Below are 17,009 nucleotides of genomic sequence, written 5' to 3'. Positions count from 1 at the left end.
AGAGGGTGCTTTTAGCTTTTTATGCCCAGCCGTTTCGCCATCCGCCCAAGATTCGCCCGATCCAGCCCCAACTCCCGCGCCGCACTTGCCCAGTTATCCTGATGGCGCGCCAGGGCTGCACTGATCAACTGCCGCTGATATTGCTCGGTCGCACTGCGCAGGTCGCCGATCGGCAATGGCGCGGTATTCAAGTCAGTGAAAGGCGCGGGCGAGTTATCCACAACCTCGCGCGGTAAATCCAGATCTGCCGCATTCAGGCTGAGAATCTTCGGCCGCACCTTGCAGTTGCCCAGCGCCTTCAGTGCGCTGCGGCCAATCAGGTGCTCCAATTCACGCACGTTGCCCGGCCAAGTGTAGGCGAGCAGCGCCTCCTGAGCGTCGCTGCTCAGGCGCAGGCTGTTGAGGCCCATGCGTGAGCGGTTCTGTTCCAGAAAGAAGCCGCTGAGCAGCAACACGTCGCGCCCGCGATCGCGTAGCGCCGGGACTCGCAGCGGGTACACGCTCAAACGGTGATAGAAGTCGGCGCGGTAGCGGCCGCTGCGCACTTCTTCGGCCAGATCGCGGTTGGTCGCGGCGATCAGACGAACGTCGACCTGATGCTCCTTGTCCGAGCCGAGCCGTTGCAACTGGCCACTCTGCAGCACCCGCAGCAACTTGGCTTGCACAGTCAGCGACAGTTCGCCGACTTCATCGAGAAACAGCGTGCCGCCATTGGCCAGTTCGAACTTGCCGCGCCGGTCGCTGGTGGCGCCGGTAAAGGCGCCGCGCACATGGCCGAACAGTTCGCTCTCGACCAAGGTGTCGGGCAGCGCGGCGCAGTTGAGGCTGATGATCGGTTTGTCGGCGCGCGGGGAGGCCGCGTGGATCGCCTGCGCCACCAGCTCCTTGCCGACTCCGGTTTCGCCGGTGATCAGCACGGTCAGGTCGCTGCCGCCGACCAGGTTGATTTCTTCCACCAGACGTTTGTGCGCTTTGCTCTGGCCGATCATTTCGCGTTGCTGCTGGCCGCTGGCCTGACGGTAGACCTCGGCGCGCTGATGCTCGTCCTCGGCGCGCAATGCCAGGCGTTCGATGCGCTCGGCAGCGTTGACCGTGGCCGAGGCGAGGCTGGCGAAAGCTTGCAGGGCATCAAGCTCGATCGGCTCGAAACGCTCCGGGTCGAGGGCGTCAAGGGTGATCAGGCCCCAGAGTTTTTCATCGACGAACAGCGGGCAACCGAGGCAGTCGTGCACTTCAAGATGATCGCCCTGGCCGTCAACCAATCCATCGTAAGGGTCAGGCAAGTCACTGTCGGCAGCGAACCGGGTCGGCCCGGCGCCCTCCAGCAGGATCTCGAAACGTGGGTGGTCACTGACCTTGAAGCGCCGGCCGAGGGTGTCGGTGCTCAAGCCGTCCACCGCCAGCGGCACCAACCATTCGCCGTCCAGACGCAGCAACGCGGCGGCGTCGCACGGCAGCAGGGCGCGCATGGCGTCGAGCAGGCGGCGGTAGCGCTCGCCTTCGGGCAGTTCGCGGGACAGGTCGGCGACCAGCGGCAGTAGAGCGGTCAGCAGGGATTTGGCGGTCATGGTTTTGTAGTCAAAGAGACAAGATGTAGTCGAGATGACTATAAGGCTGCTTGCGTCATTATGACTACATTAATTTCATATCATTGATTTATAAGGATAAATTAATTGGCACGAAAACTGATAAGCCTAAGGCAACTTTTCAAAGAAGCTCAGGAGTCAACCTTATGCTTAGCGTCCAGGATCGTGCCATCGTCAAATCCACCGTTCCCCTGCTGGAAAGCGGCGGTGAAGCGCTGATCACCCACTTCTATCGCATGATGCTCTCTGAATACCCTGAAGTTCGCCCGCTGTTCAATCAGGCGCACCAAGCCAGTGGCGACCAGCCGCGCGCCCTGGCCAATGGCGTGCTGACGTACGCCCGGCACATTGATCAGCTCGACCAGTTGGGCGATCTGGTGGCGAAGATCATCAACAAGCACGTGGCCCTGCAGATCCTGCCGGAGCATTACCCGATTGTCGGTTCGTGCCTGCTGCGTGCCATCTCCGAAGTGCTCGGCGACGAGATCGCCACACCGCAAGTGATGAGCGCGTGGGGCGCCGCTTACGGGCAACTGGCCGATATCCTGATCGGCGCTGAAACCGCGATCTATGACCAGAAAGAGCAGGCGGTCGGCGGCTGGCGCGGGGCGCGGGAGTTTATCGTTGCGGCCAAGGTCGAAGAGAGCGCCGAGATCATCTCGTTCTACTTCGAGCCGGCGGATAAAGGTCCGATCCTGGCCGCAGAGCCGGGTCAGTACATCGGCATGAAACTGGTCCTCGACGGCGAAGAAGTCCGTCGCAACTACTCGCTGTCGGCGTTGGCCAATAACGGTCAGTACCGCATCAGCGTCAAACGCGAACCGGGTGGTCGTGCGTCCAACCACTTGCATGATCAACTGCATGTCGGGGCGAGCATTCTGTTGTTCCCGCCATCGGGCGAGTTCACCCTGACCGCCAGTGACAAACCGCTGGTGCTGATCAGCGGTGGTGTTGGCATCACCCCGACCCTGGCGATGCTCGAAGCGGCACTGGAAACCGAGCGCCCGGTGCACTTTATCCACTGCGCGCGTAACGGCAGCGTGCATGCGTTCCGCGACTGGATCGATGGCTTGGCCGCGCGTCATCCGCAACTCAAGCGCTTCTATTGCTACGCCGAAGACGACGGCGTAAGCCCGGCGGCGGACAAGGTCGGGATGTTGAGTCAGGAGTTGCTCGGCGAGTGGTTGCCGGCGCAGCGTGACGTCGACGCTTACTTCTTAGGGCCGAAGGGCTTCATGGGGGCGATCAAGCGCCATTTGAAAGCACTGGGCGTGCCGGAGAAGCAGAGTCGTTATGAGTTCTTTGGGCCGGCTTCTGCCCTGGAATAATCCAGCACCGAGTTGCCTTCATTCGCGAGCAGGCTCGCTCCCACATTGGATTGGCGTCGAACGCAGATCCTGTGGGAGCGAGCCTGCTCGCGAAGGCCGTTATACGGTGCTGATTCTTAAATTCTGTTTAAAGGTTAATCGTTTCTTAACCGGTTTATCGTTTATTCCCCGATGCTGATGATAGGCGCTCGTTCGTTCAACTGATCAGGATCGCCCCCATGTCGCACATCATCTTCTCTTCTCGTTTGAGCCTGGTAACGCTGGGTCTGTCGGCTGCGTTGCTGGCCAGTCCTGTTGCCTTCGCCGAATCAGCCTTGATCACACCGCAGAGCCTGATCGTCGATCAAAGCCTGCCCAAGGTACAACGTGAAGCCATGGAACTGGCGGCGCGGCGTTATGGCAGTTTCTGGAACAGCGGAGAAGAGGCCTTGGCCACGGCAGCCTTGTCGCCGCAGTTTGTCGACAAGACACCGCCCGAAGGTCGGGTGCAGGGGCCGACCGGGCCGTTGCTGGCGTCGAAGTTCTTTCGCACGGCGGTGCCGGACCTGAGCTGCGAGATCGAGCAGATGATCGTCGCCGGTGATCGCGTGGTGGTGCATCTGCACTTTCGCGGGCACTTCAGCGGTACGTTCAAGGCTCTCAAAGGGCAGGGCCAGCGTGTAGACTTCCGGGCAACCGATATTTATCAGATCGACAACGGTCGCATCGCGGCCAATTGGCATATCGAAGACAACATCAGCCTGATGGCGCAACTGCAAGCGCAGCCGCCGGCCAGCTGAACCATGGACATACAAGGGAAACGCGATGAGCGAGGAAACGATTCGACTGGGACGTGAGCGGCGCTTTCTGGTGCTGCTGGGCATCATTTGCCTGGCGTTGATTGGTGGCGCGCTGTACATGCAGATCGTGCTGGGCGAGGCGCCATGCCCGCTGTGCATCCTGCAGCGTTATGCATTGCTGCTGATCGCGCTGTTCGCCTTTATTGGCGCGGCCATGCGCACTCGACGCAGCATCACGGTGTTCGAAGTGCTGGTGGTGATCTGTGCGATCGCCGGCGCCGGTGTCGCCGGGCATCATGTGTACACCCAGTTCTATCCGGCGGTGAGCTGCGGCATCGATGTGTTGCAGCCAATTGTCGACGACCTGCCGCTGGCGAAGATTTTCCCGCTGGGCTTCCAGGTCGACGGTTTCTGCTCGACGCCGTACCCGCCGATTCTCGGTCTGTCGCTGGCGCAATGGGCACTGGTGGCCTTCGTGCTGGTGGTGATCCTGGTGCCGCTATTGACCTCGCGTAACCGAAAAGCACTGCGCTGAATCAACTCTTCGGCTGATTGGCCGATACAGAAAACGCCCCGATTTGCGGATCAGCCGATCGGGGCGTTTGGCATTTCAGAGTGTGTGTGAAATCACCGTGACGAACGGCAACGGAGAGTGCGACAGGTGTGCGACATGTTGTCACACGCGCCCTGTCGCAGGGCATTTCGCCGACACGGATCGCTGCGTTGTTACAAAAAAGGATTGGTCTGTTTCGGCATTTTTCTGGTTTTGCACGCGTGTGCCAGATCAGGCAGTTTTAACAAGCTCTGGCAGATGGCCAGAGGCCTTGGAATATCGGGGTTTGCGCCGATTCGGCGCTGGGAAAAATCGCTCAGAGCTGTCTGAACTGAGGTGGATAGACCTACATTTTTTGGTGTTTTTGTTGAGAATTGATTTCGATAACATGCGGAGCTTTTGCAAAAACGGTGATGGATTGTTGCTCTGGGCGATAAAAATTATTTCGGGATAAGACATGGTGTATAGGGCGCTACCTATCTACAATCGCCCGCACTGAATTCCCGGCACTGTTCAGCCTTTATTAAGGAGGCGAGCAGGAAGTCGGGTGTCGAGTGAGTCGAAAGGCTTTCAAGACACCCAGGTGTCGGTGCCTTCCAACTTTCCGCACCAAATGGAATTGGTCTGTAACAAGGCCTTTGACCACGAATTCGAATAAGAACTGACCGCTGTCCCAGGTTTTGTCGAGCGTCTGACGCGCGACGGGCGGCCCTTATTCAATCCAAAGAAAATGCCAACCCTTGGCAGGGTGAAGTGTTGGCGATCAAAACCCAACTGCATTGCGCAAGCTGCTTTAGAGGTCGTGAGATGAGTAAAAACAGGTACCCCAGATTACTAGGCCTAGTGCCGCTGCTCGGCACGTTGTTGCTGGGAGGCTGCAACATGACCCTGCTCAATCCAACGGGCCAGGTCGGCCTGGAACAGCGCAACCTGATCATCACCGCCACGCTGCTGATGCTGTTGGTCGTTGTGCCGGTTATCGTCATGACCTTCCTGTTCGCCTGGAAGTACCGCGCGTCCAACAAGGATGCCGTCTACACCCCGAAATGGTCGCACTCGACCAAAATCGAAGTGGCAGTCTGGACCATCCCGGTCCTGATCATCATTGCCCTGGGTTACATCACCTACATTTCGACCCACAAGCTGGACCCGTATCGTCCGATCGAGTCTGACGTCAAGCCGGTGACCATCGAAGTGGTCGCGCTGGACTGGAAGTGGCTGTTCATCTACCCGGAACAAGGCATTGCCACGGTCAACAAGATCGTGTTCCCGGCGCACACGCCAATCAACTTCAAGATCACCTCCGACGCCGTGATGAACTCGTTCTTCATCCCGGGCCTGGGCGGCCAGATCTACGCGATGGCGGGCATGCAGACCAAACTGCACCTGATCGCTGACCGCAACGCTGAAATGGACGGTATCTCCGCCAACTACAGCGGTGCCGGTTTCACCGGTATGAAATTCAAAGCGATCGCAACTTCCCAGGAAGATTTCGACGCCTGGGTAAGTGAAGTCAAGAAGTCACCTAAACAGCTTGATCAAGCTGAATACGCAGCCCTTGCCAAGCCGAGCCAGAACAACCCAGTCGAGCTCTACTCCTCGGTCACGCCGAACCAGTTCCAGATCATCGTCGACAAGTACGAAGGTATGAAGCCGGGCAAGCCGCTGAAGCACGAGAAGAAAGAGAAAGAAGTGGCGGCCACGGAAGTGGACTCGAGTTCGCATTCAGCTGCCGGTGCAGAGGAGTAAACGATGTTTGGTAAATTAAGTTGGGAAGCGATCCCGTTCCACGAACCGATTGTGATGATTACCATCTCCATGATCGCGCTCGGTGGTCTGGCGTTGTTCGCTGCAATCACCTACTTCAAGAAGTGGACCTATTTGTGGACCGAGTGGCTGACGTCGGTCGACCACAAGAAAATCGGCGTGATGTACATCATCGTCGCCATGGTCATGCTGCTGCGCGGTTTTGCCGACGCCATCATGATGCGTACCCAGTTGGCCATGGCCACCGAAGGTTCGCCTGGCTACCTGCCACCTGAACACTATGACCAGATCTTCACCGCTCACGGTGTGATCATGATCATCTTCATGGCGATGCCATTCTTCACCGGCCTGATGAACCTTGCAGTGCCGCTGCAGATCGGCGCGCGTGACGTTGCGTTCCCGTTCCTGAACTCCCTGAGCTTCTGGCTGCTGGTATCCGGCGTTGTGCTGATCAACCTGTCCCTGGGCGTCGGCGAATTCGCCAAGACCGGTTGGGTTGCCTATCCGCCGCTGTCGGGTCTGCAATACAGTCCTGGCGTGGGTATGGACTACTACATCTGGGCGCTACAGCTATCCGGGTTAGGTACGACGCTGACGGGGGTTAACTTCCTCGCGACCGTGCTGAAAATGCGTACCCCTGGCATGAAACTGATGGACATGCCGATCTTCACCTGGACCTGCACCTGGGCAAACGTTCTGATCGTGGCTTCGTTCCCGATCCTGACCGCTACCCTGGCACTGCTGACCCTTGACCGTTACATGGATTTCCACATTTTCACCAATGAACTTGGTGGCAATCCAATGATGTACGTCAACCTGTTCTGGGCGTGGGGCCACCCTGAGGTTTACATCCTGATCCTGCCGGCATTCGGCATCTTCTCGGAAGTGATCTCGGCGTTCACCGGCAAGAAACTGTTCGGCCATCACTCGATGATCTACGCCTCGGGCGCGATCTCGGTACTGGGCTTCATGGTTTGGCTGCACCACTTCTTCACCATGGGTTCGGGTGCCAGCGTCAACGCCTTCTTCGGTCTGGCGACGATGCTGATTTCCATCCCGACGGGTGTGAAGCTATTCAACTGGCTGTTCACCATCTACCAGGGCCGTCTGCGCTTCACCAGCCAGGTTCTGTGGACCCTGGGCTTCATGGTGACCTTCGCCATCGGCGGCATGACCGGCGTACTGCTGGCCATCCCGGGTGCTGACTTCGTTCTGCACAACAGCCTGTTCGTGATCGCGCACTTCCACAACGTGATCATCGGCGGCGCAGTATTCGGCTACATCGCAGGTTTCGGCTTCTACTTCCCGAAAGCGTTCGGTTTCAAGCTGCACGAAGGCTGGGGTAAAGCAGCGTTCTGGTTCTGGATCTCGGGCTTCTTCGTTGCGTTCATGCCGCTCTATGCACTGGGCTTCATGGGCATGACCCGTCGTCTGAACGCCACCACCAACCCTGAGTGGGTACCGTACCTGTACGTTGCCATGTTCGGTGCGGTGATGATCGCTGCCGGTATCGCCTGCCAACTGATCCAGCTGTACGTCAGTGTGCGCGACCGCAAGAAGCCAGAGAACGTTTGCGATCACGGTGACCCGTGGAATGCGCACACTCTGGAATGGTCGACCTCGTCGCCACCTCCGTTCTACAACTTCGCTGTGCTGCCTAAGGCTGACTGCATCGACCCGTTCACCGAAGCCAAGGAAAACGGTACCGCGTACCAGACTCCGGCCAAGTACGAGCCGATCCACATGCCGAACAACACCGCTACCGGTGTGGTCATGGGCGCACTGCTGACCGTCTTCGGTTTCGCGATGATCTGGCACATCTGGTGGTTGGCGATCGCCAGCCTGGCCGGCACTGTCATCTACTTCGTGATCCACGCCGCACGTGACGACCAGGGCTATATGGTTCCGGTTGAAACGATCGAGCGCATCGAAGCCGAGCAGCACAAGCGTCTGGTCGCGGCAGGGAAAATCCCGGCTGATGCCACCCGTGTAACCTCGTTGGAACAGGCTTAAACCATGTCGAACTTAGTGACCAATGTTGGACACGCCCATGGTGACCATGGGCACGATGACCATCACCACGACTCGGGCGAGATGACCGTATACGGTTTCTGGCTCTACCTGATGACCGACTGCATTCTGTTTGCGTCGATCTTCGCGGTGTACGCAGTACTGGTAAACAACGTTGCCGGTGGCCCATCGGGCCACGACATCTTCGAACTGCCATACGTGCTGGGCGAAACCGCTCTGCTGTTGTTCAGCTCGATCACCTACGGCTTCGCCATGCTGGCGTTGTACAAAGGTAAAAAGCAGCAGGTCCTGGGCTGGTTGTTCATGACCTTCCTGCTCGGCGCAGGCTTCATCGCCATGGAGATCAACGAGTTCCACCTGCTGATCTCCGAGGGCTTCGGTCCTAGCCGTTCGGGCTTCCTGTCGGCGTTCTTCACCCTGGTCGGTACCCACGGTCTGCACGTGTCCGCAGGTCTGATCTGGATGGGCATCATGATGTACCAGGTCAACAAGCACGGCCTGACGGCGACCAACAAGACCCGTCTGAGCTGCCTGAGCCTGTTCTGGCACTTCCTGGACGTGGTGTGGATCTGCGTATTCACCGTTGTTTACCTGATGGGGACTCTGTAATGGCTAATGCACACTCCCATGACAGCCATGATGCTGGCCACGGCAGCGTAAAGTCGTACGCCATTGGCTTCATCCTGTCGGTGATCCTGACCGTCATCCCGTTCGGCCTGGTGATGTTCCCGACCTTGCCGAAGTCGACCACGCTGGCAATCGTCCTGCTGTTCGCGGTAATCCAGGTGATCGTTCACCTGTACTACTTCCTGCACCTGGACCGCTCCGTGGCGCAGCGTAACAACGTGATCGCGTTTGTCTTTACGGCCATCGTGATCCTGCTGCTGGTTGGCCTGTCGCTGTGGATCATGTTCAGCATCCACACGTACATGATGGCGAAGTGAGGTAGACCCGATGTCGCTCAAGCACTTTATCCAAATCACCAAACCGGGGATCATTTTCGGTAACGTGCTTTCTGTGGCAGGCGGGTTCTTCCTGGCCTCGAAAGGGCATGTAGATCTGGCGGTGTTCCTGGCCGCCATGATCGGCACTTCCCTGGTCGTGGCCTCCGGTTGCGTGTTCAACAACTGCATCGACCGCGACATCGACCTGAAGATGGAACGCACCAAGAACCGGGTGCTGGTGCAGGGCTTGATCTCCCTGAAACTGGCCCTGGTCTACGCGACCATCCTTGGTGTTCTCGGCGTTGCACTGTTGTACAAGGTGGCCAACCCGTTGGCCGCCCTGTTCGCGGTAATCGGCTTCATCATCTACGTCGGCTTCTACAGCCTGTACCTCAAGCGCAAGTCGGTTCACGGCACGCTGGTGGGCAGTCTGTCGGGCGCCATGCCGCCAGTGATCGGTTACGTTGCCGTAACCAACAGCTTCGACATGGCCGCACTGACCCTGCTGGTGATGTTCAGCCTGTGGCAGATGCCGCATTCCTATGCCATCGCGATCTTCCGCTTCAACGACTACCTGGCCGCATCGATTCCGGTGCTGCCAGTCAAGCGCGGAATCAAAGTGGCCAAGAAGCACATCCTGCTCTACATCCTGGCGTTCCTCGTGGCGACCTTGATGCTGACTTTCAGCGGTTACGCCGGCATGAGCTACCTCGCCGTTGCCGCGGCCATGGGCATGTACTGGTTGTACATGGCCTGGACCGGCTACAAGGCGGTGGATGACACGGTCTGGGCACGCAAGCTGTTCGTGTTCTCGATCTTCACCATCACCGCACTGAGCGTCATGATGTCCCTGGACTTCAAGGTGCCGGCAGAGTTGCTGCTGACGTACGCGCCGTAAGGCTTGATGGCTTCAAGAAAAACCCCGCACATTGAGAGATGTGCGGGGTTTTTTGTTGATCGAGTGTTTATCAAAAATCGAATTTGTTGATAGTCTGGCTATAGGCAAGTTGCCTATATTTCGCCAATGCGAACCGTATTTTTTGAAACCACAGTATTTACCGCGAGCGTTGGTCGTTATCTGACGGACGATGAGTATCGGGGAGTTGCAGTGCTATCTGCAGTGCAATTCAGTGGCGGGCGACGTAATGCCGTGAACGGGTGGCTTCCGAAAATTACGCTGGTCTGATGCCCGACGTGGCAAAGGCCGACGAGGCGGCTTGCGGGTTATCTACTATTGGCTTATGAATGATCGTCAGTTTTGGATGTTTGCGATTTATGACAAAGATGAGCTTGAGAATCTGTCCGCCGAGCAAGAGAAAGCGCTCAAAAAAGCCATTGAAATAGAGTTGAAAAAACGAGGTACCCCATGAAAAAGCGCGACCTGTTTGCGGAATTGATGCAGGGCGTTGAAGAGATGGCCGCCCATCGCGAAGGTAAAATTACGTTGCGCAATACAGTCGTCGAGGACAAGCCGGTTCCCGAGGTTGGTGCTAAAGAGATCGTTGCTCTGCGTGAAAAATTGCACATGTCACAAGCGGTATTTGCAAAGCGAATCAGGACCAGCCCAAGCACATTGAGAAATTGGGAACAGGAAAAGTCAAAGCCCAATGCTCAGGCGGCATTGTTGATCCGCTTGGTGGAGAAATTCCCTGATATGGTTGAGCGGTTAGGGGCTGTTTAGATTGTTCGTTGATATACATCCTTAAGCCCCGCGATTCTAAAGAGTCGCGGGGCTTGTCGTTCAGGGCGACAGGTTGCGATATTGCCGCAAACCTCCTAGATTTGGATCCAACCTTCAGTGATAGCGCCATGCCATTCCCCCGGCGCTCAACTGTTTTACTCCGCGATACTTCATGCATCGATCAAAAGGCTGGGCGAAATGACTGAGAGGATGACCTGTGATGAACGCTTCATTGCCCTGGCACAAGAGCTGAACTACGACATCTATGGCGAGAACACCGCCGGCGGCAATTACGCGCCGCTGATCCGCCATCGCGATGAGTTGTACGTCAGCGGCATGGTGCCGAGGGTCAATGGCAGGATTGTGTATCCGGGTCGTGTAGGGCTGGAACTGACGCTCAAGGATGCCCAGGCCGCTGCGAGCATCAGCGCCATGCGCTGCCTGGCGCTGATCGTCGATGCGGTGGGTTCGCTGGACAAGATCCGGGCGTTATTGCGGGTCACGGTGTATGTGAAGTCCACCCCGGACTTTGTCGACCTGAGTGAAGTGGCCAACGGCGCATCGGACGTCTTCAGTCATGTGCTTGGCGATGCCGGCCGGCACACTCGTACCACGGTTGGCGTGTATCAGTTGCCGAAGAACGCGGCAATTGAGGTCGACATGATCGCCGCAGTGCACGCGGAGGCCTGACTCCCCGCGTTGCCCGACAAAAAGCCCCGCCTGAATCTCAGAGCGGGGCTTTTTCGTCTGTGCGGGGCTTACTGCGCGGCGATGCTGTAGCCATCGAACGCGGTCTGCTGTTGCAGGGCGGTGATGATGTTCTTGCGATTTACAGCCTGCTCGGTGCCGGCGTTGTCGACGAAGGTATCGCTTTCCAGCTCGGCTTCTTCGCCCTCACCGACGAAGGTGAAACCGAGGAACTCCAGCGCTTCACGGTCAACGCTCAAGCGCGAACGAGGAGTGCGCAGGGGCAGGGTCACGCTGCTGCCGTCCTTGCTGATGGTGAAGATTTCGACTTCTTTCTTGGCGCGGGCCGCTTTGCTCTTGCCGCCGCTCGGGTTGCTGATCGCCTGGTGGGTCTGGTTCAGCACTTTGAGGGCCAGGCCGTAGACGATTTCCTGGAACGCCGGATCGTCCTTGAAGCTGGACAGGATGCGGCCGATCGAGAACTTGCTGCTCAGGTCTTCCAGCGCGGCGATGTCGGCAGCTTCGGCGTCTTTCAGAGCCTTGAGTTCGCCCATCAGCTCGTAGGCCTTGTCGTCATCGAAGCGGTCGTGCGCTTGACGGATCGCGGCGCGCAGCTCACGGATCTGGTCGCTTTCGCGGGTCGACTGGAAGGCGTCCAGCACCATCTCGCTGATGATTTTGGCTTGTGGAAGGTGTTGTGAAAGATTGATGGAGTTTTCGTATTCCGCTTTGGACGATTCGGTGACTACGGATTCAGCGGTGTTGAAATCGGACATTGAAATTTCACTACTTTTTTAACTTGAGTGGAGATGAGAAAGCGCGAGGTCTTTTTCAGGCCGGTTAATTTAGGGGAGCGCGGCGGTGTTGTCACGGAGCAACAGGCCGGCGGTGCGGATTATTTGCCCGGCGTGTCCGAATTCATCGAGCGCATCATCCACTGTTCGGCGGTTTGCGGATCGGTCGGCAGCGAGAAGCGAAAAGTCGCGCCGCGCCCCGGAACATCCAGCAACTGAATCTCGCGTCCGTGCAGTTGCAGGATGCGGTGCACGATGCGCAGCCCCAGGCCACCATCGCGCCGCGCTCCGCCGATATTGAACGGACGCAGGAACAGGCCTTCGCGTAACTCGGGTGCGATGCCGGGGCCGGTGTCACTGACCGTGACCTCAACCAATGCGCCATGGGGTTTCAAATCAAGTTCGATTTCGCCGCCCTGAGGCGTATGGCGCAGGGCGTTGTCCACCAGGTTGGTCAGCACCCGTTCGATCAGGCCGAGGTCGGCGCAGACCGTCGGCAGGTTCGGCACGAAGCCAGCCTTGAGTTCAACGTGGCGGGCTTCGGCGGCCAGTTCGAACTTCTGGAAGATGTCCTGTAGCAGATCGATCAGGGAGAAACGCTCCAGCACCGGCTGTACAAAACCGTGTTCAAGGCGTACCAGCTCCAGCAGCGATTGCGCCAACCCGCCGACCTTGCGGCTTTGATCCAGCGCGATGCCCAGATAGCGGCGGCGTTCTTCGGGTGTGAGCGTGGCGTCCTTGAGCGACAGGGTTTCCAGGTATCCGTGCAGCGAGGCCAACGGCGTGCGCAGGTCATGGGAGATGTTCGCCACAAGCTCGCGGCGTTCCTGATCCTGGCGGGTCAGCGAGCGCCACTGTTCACCGAGGCGGTTTTGCATCTGCCGGAAGGCGGCGTCGAGCACGGCAATTTCATCCGGGTCAGCGCTTTTATCCACAGCCGTTGGTGCAACAGGCGCAGATTGCGGCGCGCCGTCGATGTCGAAACGGCTGACGGTGTCGGTCAGTCGGCGTAATGGCCGGGTGATCAGGTTGAATGCCGTGAGGCCAGCGATCAGGCACAGCAGCGCGACCAGACCGATCGACAACAATGCCGTGTTGAGCGCGGCACTGGTCGCACCGCGTTCGGCGAAACGATCGTGTTCTTCACTGAGCAGCACCACGTACAGATAGCCGGCCGGTTTGCCATTGACCTTCAATGGCGCGGCGCTGAACACCTTGCGGCCGTCGATGCTGCGTGGGTCATCACCGAGGATCGGCAACGGCTGATCGGCGAGCAGGCGCTGAACCGGAGCGAGGTCTACCTTCTCGCGCCGCAACCGGCCTTCGGGGGCGGCATTGCCGACAATCCGCCCTTCGGTGTCGAGCAGATACACCTCGACGCTCGGGTTGACCAGCATCAACTTGCCGAACAACTCGTGCACGGCACCGGGCATCAGGCCGTTGCTGTCCATCAGCACCGTGTCATGGGCGATGTGCTGTGCCAGATCCCGCGACAGGCCTTGCACGACTTCCAGTTCATGCATCTGGCTGGAGCGCACCTGCAGCCATGCCGAGGTGCCGCAGCACACCAGCAGCAACACGGCGAACACCAGCGACAGGCGCTGCGACAGGGTCAGTTTCATGGTTGTTCCGTGCCGAATTTGTAGCCACGACCCCACACGGTGAGGATGCGGGTCGGTTGAGCCGGATCGCTTTCGATTTTCGCCCGCAGGCGATTGATGTGGGTGTTCACCGTGTGCTCGTAACCTTCATGGCTGTAACCCCACACCGCATTGAGCAGGTCCATGCGCGAGAACACCTTGCCCGGTTGCCGGGCGAAGAAATACAGCAGGTCGAATTCCCTCGGCGTGAGGTCCAGACGGGTGCCATTGAGGGCGACGTCGCGGGTGATCGGGTCGATGCTCAGACCCTCGAGGCTCAGGCTGCCGGCGTCCATTTTCAGGTTGCGCGCCATGGCGTCGACGCGGCGCAACAGGGCTTTGACCCGGGCTACCAGTTCGAGCATCGAAAACGGTTTGGCCAGGTAGTCGTCGGCACCCAGCTCCAGCCCCAGGATGCGGTGCAGTTCGCTGGAGCGTGCGCTGGTGATGATGATCGGCGTGTAGCGCGCCATCGCCCGGGCGCGGCGACAGATTTCCAGGCCGTCGACCCCCGGCAGCATGAGGTCGAGGATCAGCGCATCCCATTGTCCCTGTTGCAACAGGCGCATGCCTTCGTCGCCGTCGGCGCAGTGCACGACGTCGTAATGCTCATCGCGCAGGTGCAGGCAAATCAGGTCGGCGATGTGTTGGTCATCCTCGACCACGAGGATGCGTCTGGTCGGTTCCATCAAGCTCAATCCTTCGGCGCAGTGAGCGCATTGTGCGACTTTTCCTCGGGGTGAGTTATCACGAATTCGTTAACTTCCCGTGAGGATTTGGCGATCAACCCAAGCCTAGGCTGTGTTCCATGACAGGCACCTGGAATTTTAGGAGACGGCCATGTTTTCACGGCGACAGATTCTCGTAGCGAGCGGCGGGCTGGGGGTTGCAGCCCTGGTGGCGGGTGTATTGCCAAAATTTTCCTCTGGCATCGCGCTGATTGATCAAGCCCATGCCGATGAGGTGTTTGAGGTCACCCACAGCGACAACGAATGGCATGCACTGCTTTCTGACGAGCAATACGCAATCCTGCGTGAAGAAGGCACCGAGCGGGCCTACACCAGCGCGCTCAACGATGAGCATCGCGGTGGCACATTCGCCTGCGCGGGCTGTGAGCTGGCGCTGTTTTCATCGGCGACCAAGTTCGACAGCCACACCGGCTGGCCGAGTTTCTGGGCGCCGCTGGAACACGCGGTGGCCACGCGTCAGGACCGTTCCTTCGGCATGTCGCGCAATGAAGTCCACTGTCGGCGCTGCGGTGGGCATCTGGGGCATGTCTTCGACGACGGTCCGAAGCCCACCGGCCTGCGCTATTGCATGAATGGCCTGGCGATGACGTTCAAGCCCGTGGCGGCATGAGCCATGGCACGTATTCGATTTTCACTTTCTACAGGACGACGCCATGTGGCTCTTGATTCTCGCTTATCTGGGCGGTGTGCTGACGATCGTCAGTCCGTGCATCCTGCCTGTTCTGCCTTTTGTCTTCGCTCGCACCGGGCAGCCGTTTATCAAGAGTGGCTTGCCGCTATTGGCCGGGATGGCGCTGACCTTCGCCCTCGTCGCCACGTTGGCGGCGGTGGGCGGCGGTTGGGTGGTGCAAGTCAATCAGTACGGTCGCTGGCTCGCGTTGCTGTTCGTTGCACTGTTCGGGCTGACGCTGCTGCTGCCGCGCTTCGCCGAGCGCCTGACCCGGCCGCTGGTGTCGGCCGGCAGCCGCTTGTCCGAGGCCGCCGGGCAGGACAACCGTCCGCGTCCCGGCGCGTCGTTTCTGATCGGCGTCGCCACGGGGCTGCTCTGGGCACCGTGCGCCGGGCCTGTTCTCGGCTTGATTCTGACCGGCGCCGCGTTGCAAGGGGCAAGCATCGCCACCACGCTGTTGTTGCTCGCCTACGCGGCGGGCGCCGCGACTTCACTGGCCGCGGCGCTTTTACTGGGCGGTAAGGTGTTTGCGCTGATGAAGCGCTCGATCGGCACCGGGGAGTGGATCCGGCGTGGTTTGGGCGCGGCAATGCTCGCGGGTGTCGCGGCGATTGCACTGGGCCTGGATACCGGTTTGCTGGCACGGCTGTCGACGGCTTCCACTGGCGGGATTGAACAAGCGTTGGTCGGCAAGCTCTCTGGCAAATCTGCCGCGGGCAACGGGACAATGATGGCGCAGATTCCTGCAACGGATGACGCGGCTAACGGCAGCATGAAGGCCACGGGCGCGCTGATGAAAATCGCCGACAAGGTGCCGGGAACGCTGCCGGTCGAAGGCCAGTTGCCGCCGCTCAATGGCGCCGTGCAATGGCTCAACTCGCCACCGCTGGACGTCCAGGCACTCAAGGGCAAAGTGGTGCTGGTGGATTTCTGGACCTACTCCTGCATCAACTGCCTGCGCACGCTGCCGTATGTCAAAGCCTGGGCCGAAAAGTACCGCGATCAGGGCCTCGTGGTGATTGGCGTGCACGCCCCGGAATTCGCTTTCGAGCGTGACGTGGGCAACGTCACCAAAGCCATGAAAGAGTTGGGTATCAACTACCCAGTGGCGATCGATAACGACTACAAGATCTGGCGCGCCTTCAACAACGAGTACTGGCCGGCGCACTACTTTGCCGACGCCCAGGGGCGCATTCGTTACCACCATTTTGGCGAAGGCGACTACGCCGAATCGGAACGGGTCATCCAGCAGTTGTTGCGTGAGTCCGGGGCGAAAAGCGTCACTGACGGCTTGATCAACGCCGACGCTCAAGGGGTGCAACTGGCGCCGGACATGCATCAGGTGTTGTCGCCGGAAACCTATGTCGGCTACCAGCGTGCGGAGCATTTCGTACCGCAAACCAGCCTGGTGCCTGACAAGGTCGCCACCTATAACCCACCGGCCAACCTGACCCTGAATGACTGGAGCCTCGGCGGCCAATGGGCCGTCGGTGCCGAGCGCGCCACCGCCAGCGCGCCGGCCAGTCGCATCGTCTACCGCTTCCACGCCCGCGATCTGCACCTGGTGCTGGGGCCGGGCGCGGATGGCAAACCGGTGCGTTTCAAAGTGTCGATTGACGGACAGGCGCCGGGTGATGCCCACGGTGTCGATGTCGCTGCGGATGGCAGCGGCCGCGTGACTGAACAGCGCCTGTACCAACTGGTGCGGCAAACCGATGCGGTGAAGGATCGTACCTTCACCATCGAATTTCTTGACCCGGGCGTATCGGCCTACGCCTTCACCTTCGGCTGATCGGGAGT

At 59.1% G+C, this 17,009-nt stretch carries 16 protein-coding genes and 1 pseudogene; 13 read left to right on the top strand and 4 right to left on the bottom strand.

From position 1 onward, the window contains the following. Positions 1-11: 11 nt before the first annotated feature. The gene (norR, locus tag AC0J41_RS21185; RefSeq protein WP_473013533.1) at positions 12-1,568 is read right to left on the bottom strand and encodes a nitric oxide reductase transcriptional regulator NorR; all 1,557 of its coding nucleotides are present in this window, start codon (positions 1,566-1,568) and stop codon (positions 12-14) included. Positions 1,569-1,732: 164 nt separating this feature from the next. Between norR and hmpA the strand changes: the two genes are divergently transcribed. The 11 genes and pseudogenes from hmpA (at position 1,733) to AC0J41_RS21130 (ending at position 11,359) form a co-directional block, all read left to right on the top strand. Continuing rightward, positions 1,733-2,914, top strand: a complete 1,182-nt coding sequence (gene hmpA / locus AC0J41_RS21180) for an NO-inducible flavohemoprotein (protein ID WP_473013532.1) — start codon at positions 1,733-1,735, stop codon at positions 2,912-2,914. Between the two features lie 218 nt (positions 2,915-3,132). Further along, positions 3,133-3,693, top strand: coding sequence for an ester cyclase (locus AC0J41_RS21175; RefSeq protein WP_025109265.1), 561 nt, complete (start codon positions 3,133-3,135; stop codon positions 3,691-3,693). A gap of 25 nt (positions 3,694-3,718) precedes the next feature. Then, the gene (locus AC0J41_RS21170) at positions 3,719-4,228 is read left to right on the top strand and encodes a disulfide bond formation protein B (RefSeq protein WP_025109264.1); all 510 of its coding nucleotides are present in this window, start codon (positions 3,719-3,721) and stop codon (positions 4,226-4,228) included. An 825-nt stretch (positions 4,229-5,053) separates the two neighbouring features. Then, positions 5,054-5,995 carry a ubiquinol oxidase subunit II gene (cyoA, locus tag AC0J41_RS21165; protein WP_025109263.1) on the top strand — a complete coding sequence of 314 codons (942 nt, stop codon included), beginning with the start codon at positions 5,054-5,056 and terminating at the stop codon, positions 5,993-5,995. A 3-nt stretch (positions 5,996-5,998) separates the two neighbouring features. Continuing rightward, positions 5,999-8,026, top strand: coding sequence for a cytochrome o ubiquinol oxidase subunit I (gene cyoB / locus AC0J41_RS21160; protein WP_025109262.1), 2,028 nt, complete (start codon positions 5,999-6,001; stop codon positions 8,024-8,026). Positions 8,027-8,029: 3 nt separating this feature from the next. Further along, a complete protein-coding gene (gene cyoC, locus AC0J41_RS21155; RefSeq protein ID WP_003227982.1) occupies positions 8,030-8,653 on the top strand; it encodes a cytochrome o ubiquinol oxidase subunit III in 624 nt (207 codons plus the stop codon). Then, positions 8,653-8,988 (top strand): cytochrome o ubiquinol oxidase subunit IV, encoded by a 336-nt coding sequence (gene cyoD, locus AC0J41_RS21150; RefSeq protein WP_025109261.1) that lies wholly within the window; start codon positions 8,653-8,655, stop codon positions 8,986-8,988. Before cyoC ends, cyoD begins: the two co-directional genes overlap by 1 nt. A 10-nt stretch (positions 8,989-8,998) precedes the next feature. Continuing rightward, positions 8,999-9,886: a heme o synthase gene (gene cyoE, locus AC0J41_RS21145; protein ID WP_025109260.1), complete on the top strand. Its 888-nt coding sequence runs from the start codon at positions 8,999-9,001 to the stop codon at positions 9,884-9,886. 126 nt (positions 9,887-10,012) lie between these two features. Further along, positions 10,013-10,358: pseudogene (locus AC0J41_RS21140) on the top strand (toxin). After that, on the top strand, positions 10,355-10,669 hold the full coding sequence (locus AC0J41_RS21135) for a helix-turn-helix domain-containing protein (protein WP_025109259.1): 315 nt from the start codon (positions 10,355-10,357) through the stop codon (positions 10,667-10,669). Before AC0J41_RS21140 ends, AC0J41_RS21135 begins: the two are co-directional and overlap by 4 nt. A gap of 198 nt (positions 10,670-10,867) precedes the next feature. Then, positions 10,868-11,359, top strand: coding sequence for a RidA family protein (locus tag AC0J41_RS21130; protein WP_025109258.1), 492 nt, complete (start codon positions 10,868-10,870; stop codon positions 11,357-11,359). A gap of 68 nt (positions 11,360-11,427) precedes the next feature. On the opposite strand, the gene AC0J41_RS21125 is transcribed toward AC0J41_RS21130, so the two are convergent. The 3 genes from AC0J41_RS21125 to AC0J41_RS21115 all read right to left on the bottom strand — a co-directional run bounded on the left by AC0J41_RS21125 (position 11,428) and on the right by AC0J41_RS21115 (position 14,479). Beyond that, on the bottom strand, positions 11,428-12,132 hold the full coding sequence (locus tag AC0J41_RS21125) for a hypothetical protein (RefSeq protein WP_473013531.1): 705 nt from the start codon (positions 12,130-12,132) through the stop codon (positions 11,428-11,430). Between the two features lie 119 nt (positions 12,133-12,251). Continuing rightward, positions 12,252-13,772, bottom strand: a complete 1,521-nt coding sequence (locus tag AC0J41_RS21120) for a sensor histidine kinase (protein WP_473013530.1) — start codon at positions 13,770-13,772, stop codon at positions 12,252-12,254. Next, positions 13,769-14,479, bottom strand: a complete 711-nt coding sequence (locus tag AC0J41_RS21115; protein ID WP_473013529.1) for a response regulator transcription factor — start codon at positions 14,477-14,479, stop codon at positions 13,769-13,771. Before AC0J41_RS21115 ends, AC0J41_RS21120 begins: the two co-directional genes overlap by 4 nt. Positions 14,480-14,630: 151 nt before the next feature. On the opposite strand from AC0J41_RS21115, the gene msrB reads away from it, so the two are divergent. Beyond that, positions 14,631-15,149, top strand: coding sequence for a peptide-methionine (R)-S-oxide reductase MsrB (gene msrB / locus AC0J41_RS21110; RefSeq protein ID WP_473013528.1), 519 nt, complete (start codon positions 14,631-14,633; stop codon positions 15,147-15,149). 43 nt (positions 15,150-15,192) lie between these two features. Then, positions 15,193-17,001, top strand: coding sequence for a cytochrome c biogenesis protein DipZ (locus tag AC0J41_RS21105; protein ID WP_473013527.1), 1,809 nt, complete (start codon positions 15,193-15,195; stop codon positions 16,999-17,001). The last annotated feature ends 8 nt before the right edge of the window (positions 17,002-17,009 follow it).

Source organism: Pseudomonas sp. Arb-4-2C (assembly GCF_055755015.1).
The sequence above is the reverse complement of the archived record's forward strand: the minus strand, read 5'-3'. Positions and strand labels throughout refer to the sequence as shown.

Excerpts from the sequence above, each read along its gene's own strand:
- cyoC (WP_003227982.1), top strand. The coding sequence starts at position 8,030 with ATGTCGAACTTAGTGACCAATGTTGGACACGCCCATGGTGACCATGGG.
- cyoD (WP_025109261.1), top strand. The coding sequence starts at position 8,653 with ATGGCTAATGCACACTCCCATGACAGCCATGATGCTGGCCACGGCAGC.
- cyoB (WP_025109262.1), top strand. The coding sequence starts at position 5,999 with ATGTTTGGTAAATTAAGTTGGGAAGCGATCCCGTTCCACGAACCGATT.
- AC0J41_RS21115 (WP_473013529.1), bottom strand. The coding sequence starts at position 14,479 with ATGGAACCGACCAGACGCATCCTCGTGGTCGAGGATGACCAACACATC.
- cyoA (WP_025109263.1), top strand. The coding sequence starts at position 5,054 with ATGAGTAAAAACAGGTACCCCAGATTACTAGGCCTAGTGCCGCTGCTC.
- AC0J41_RS21105 (WP_473013527.1), top strand. The coding sequence starts at position 15,193 with ATGTGGCTCTTGATTCTCGCTTATCTGGGCGGTGTGCTGACGATCGTC.
- norR (WP_473013533.1), bottom strand. The coding sequence starts at position 1,568 with ATGACCGCCAAATCCCTGCTGACCGCTCTACTGCCGCTGGTCGCCGAC.
- hmpA (WP_473013532.1), top strand. The coding sequence starts at position 1,733 with ATGCTTAGCGTCCAGGATCGTGCCATCGTCAAATCCACCGTTCCCCTG.
- AC0J41_RS21135 (WP_025109259.1), top strand. The coding sequence starts at position 10,355 with ATGAAAAAGCGCGACCTGTTTGCGGAATTGATGCAGGGCGTTGAAGAG.
- AC0J41_RS21170 (WP_025109264.1), top strand. The coding sequence starts at position 3,719 with ATGAGCGAGGAAACGATTCGACTGGGACGTGAGCGGCGCTTTCTGGTG.
- msrB (WP_473013528.1), top strand. The coding sequence starts at position 14,631 with ATGTTTTCACGGCGACAGATTCTCGTAGCGAGCGGCGGGCTGGGGGTT.
- AC0J41_RS21120 (WP_473013530.1), bottom strand. The coding sequence starts at position 13,772 with ATGAAACTGACCCTGTCGCAGCGCCTGTCGCTGGTGTTCGCCGTGTTG.
- AC0J41_RS21175 (WP_025109265.1), top strand. The coding sequence starts at position 3,133 with ATGTCGCACATCATCTTCTCTTCTCGTTTGAGCCTGGTAACGCTGGGT.
- AC0J41_RS21130 (WP_025109258.1), top strand. The coding sequence starts at position 10,868 with ATGACTGAGAGGATGACCTGTGATGAACGCTTCATTGCCCTGGCACAA.
- AC0J41_RS21125 (WP_473013531.1), bottom strand. The coding sequence starts at position 12,132 with ATGTCCGATTTCAACACCGCTGAATCCGTAGTCACCGAATCGTCCAAA.
- cyoE (WP_025109260.1), top strand. The coding sequence starts at position 8,999 with ATGTCGCTCAAGCACTTTATCCAAATCACCAAACCGGGGATCATTTTC.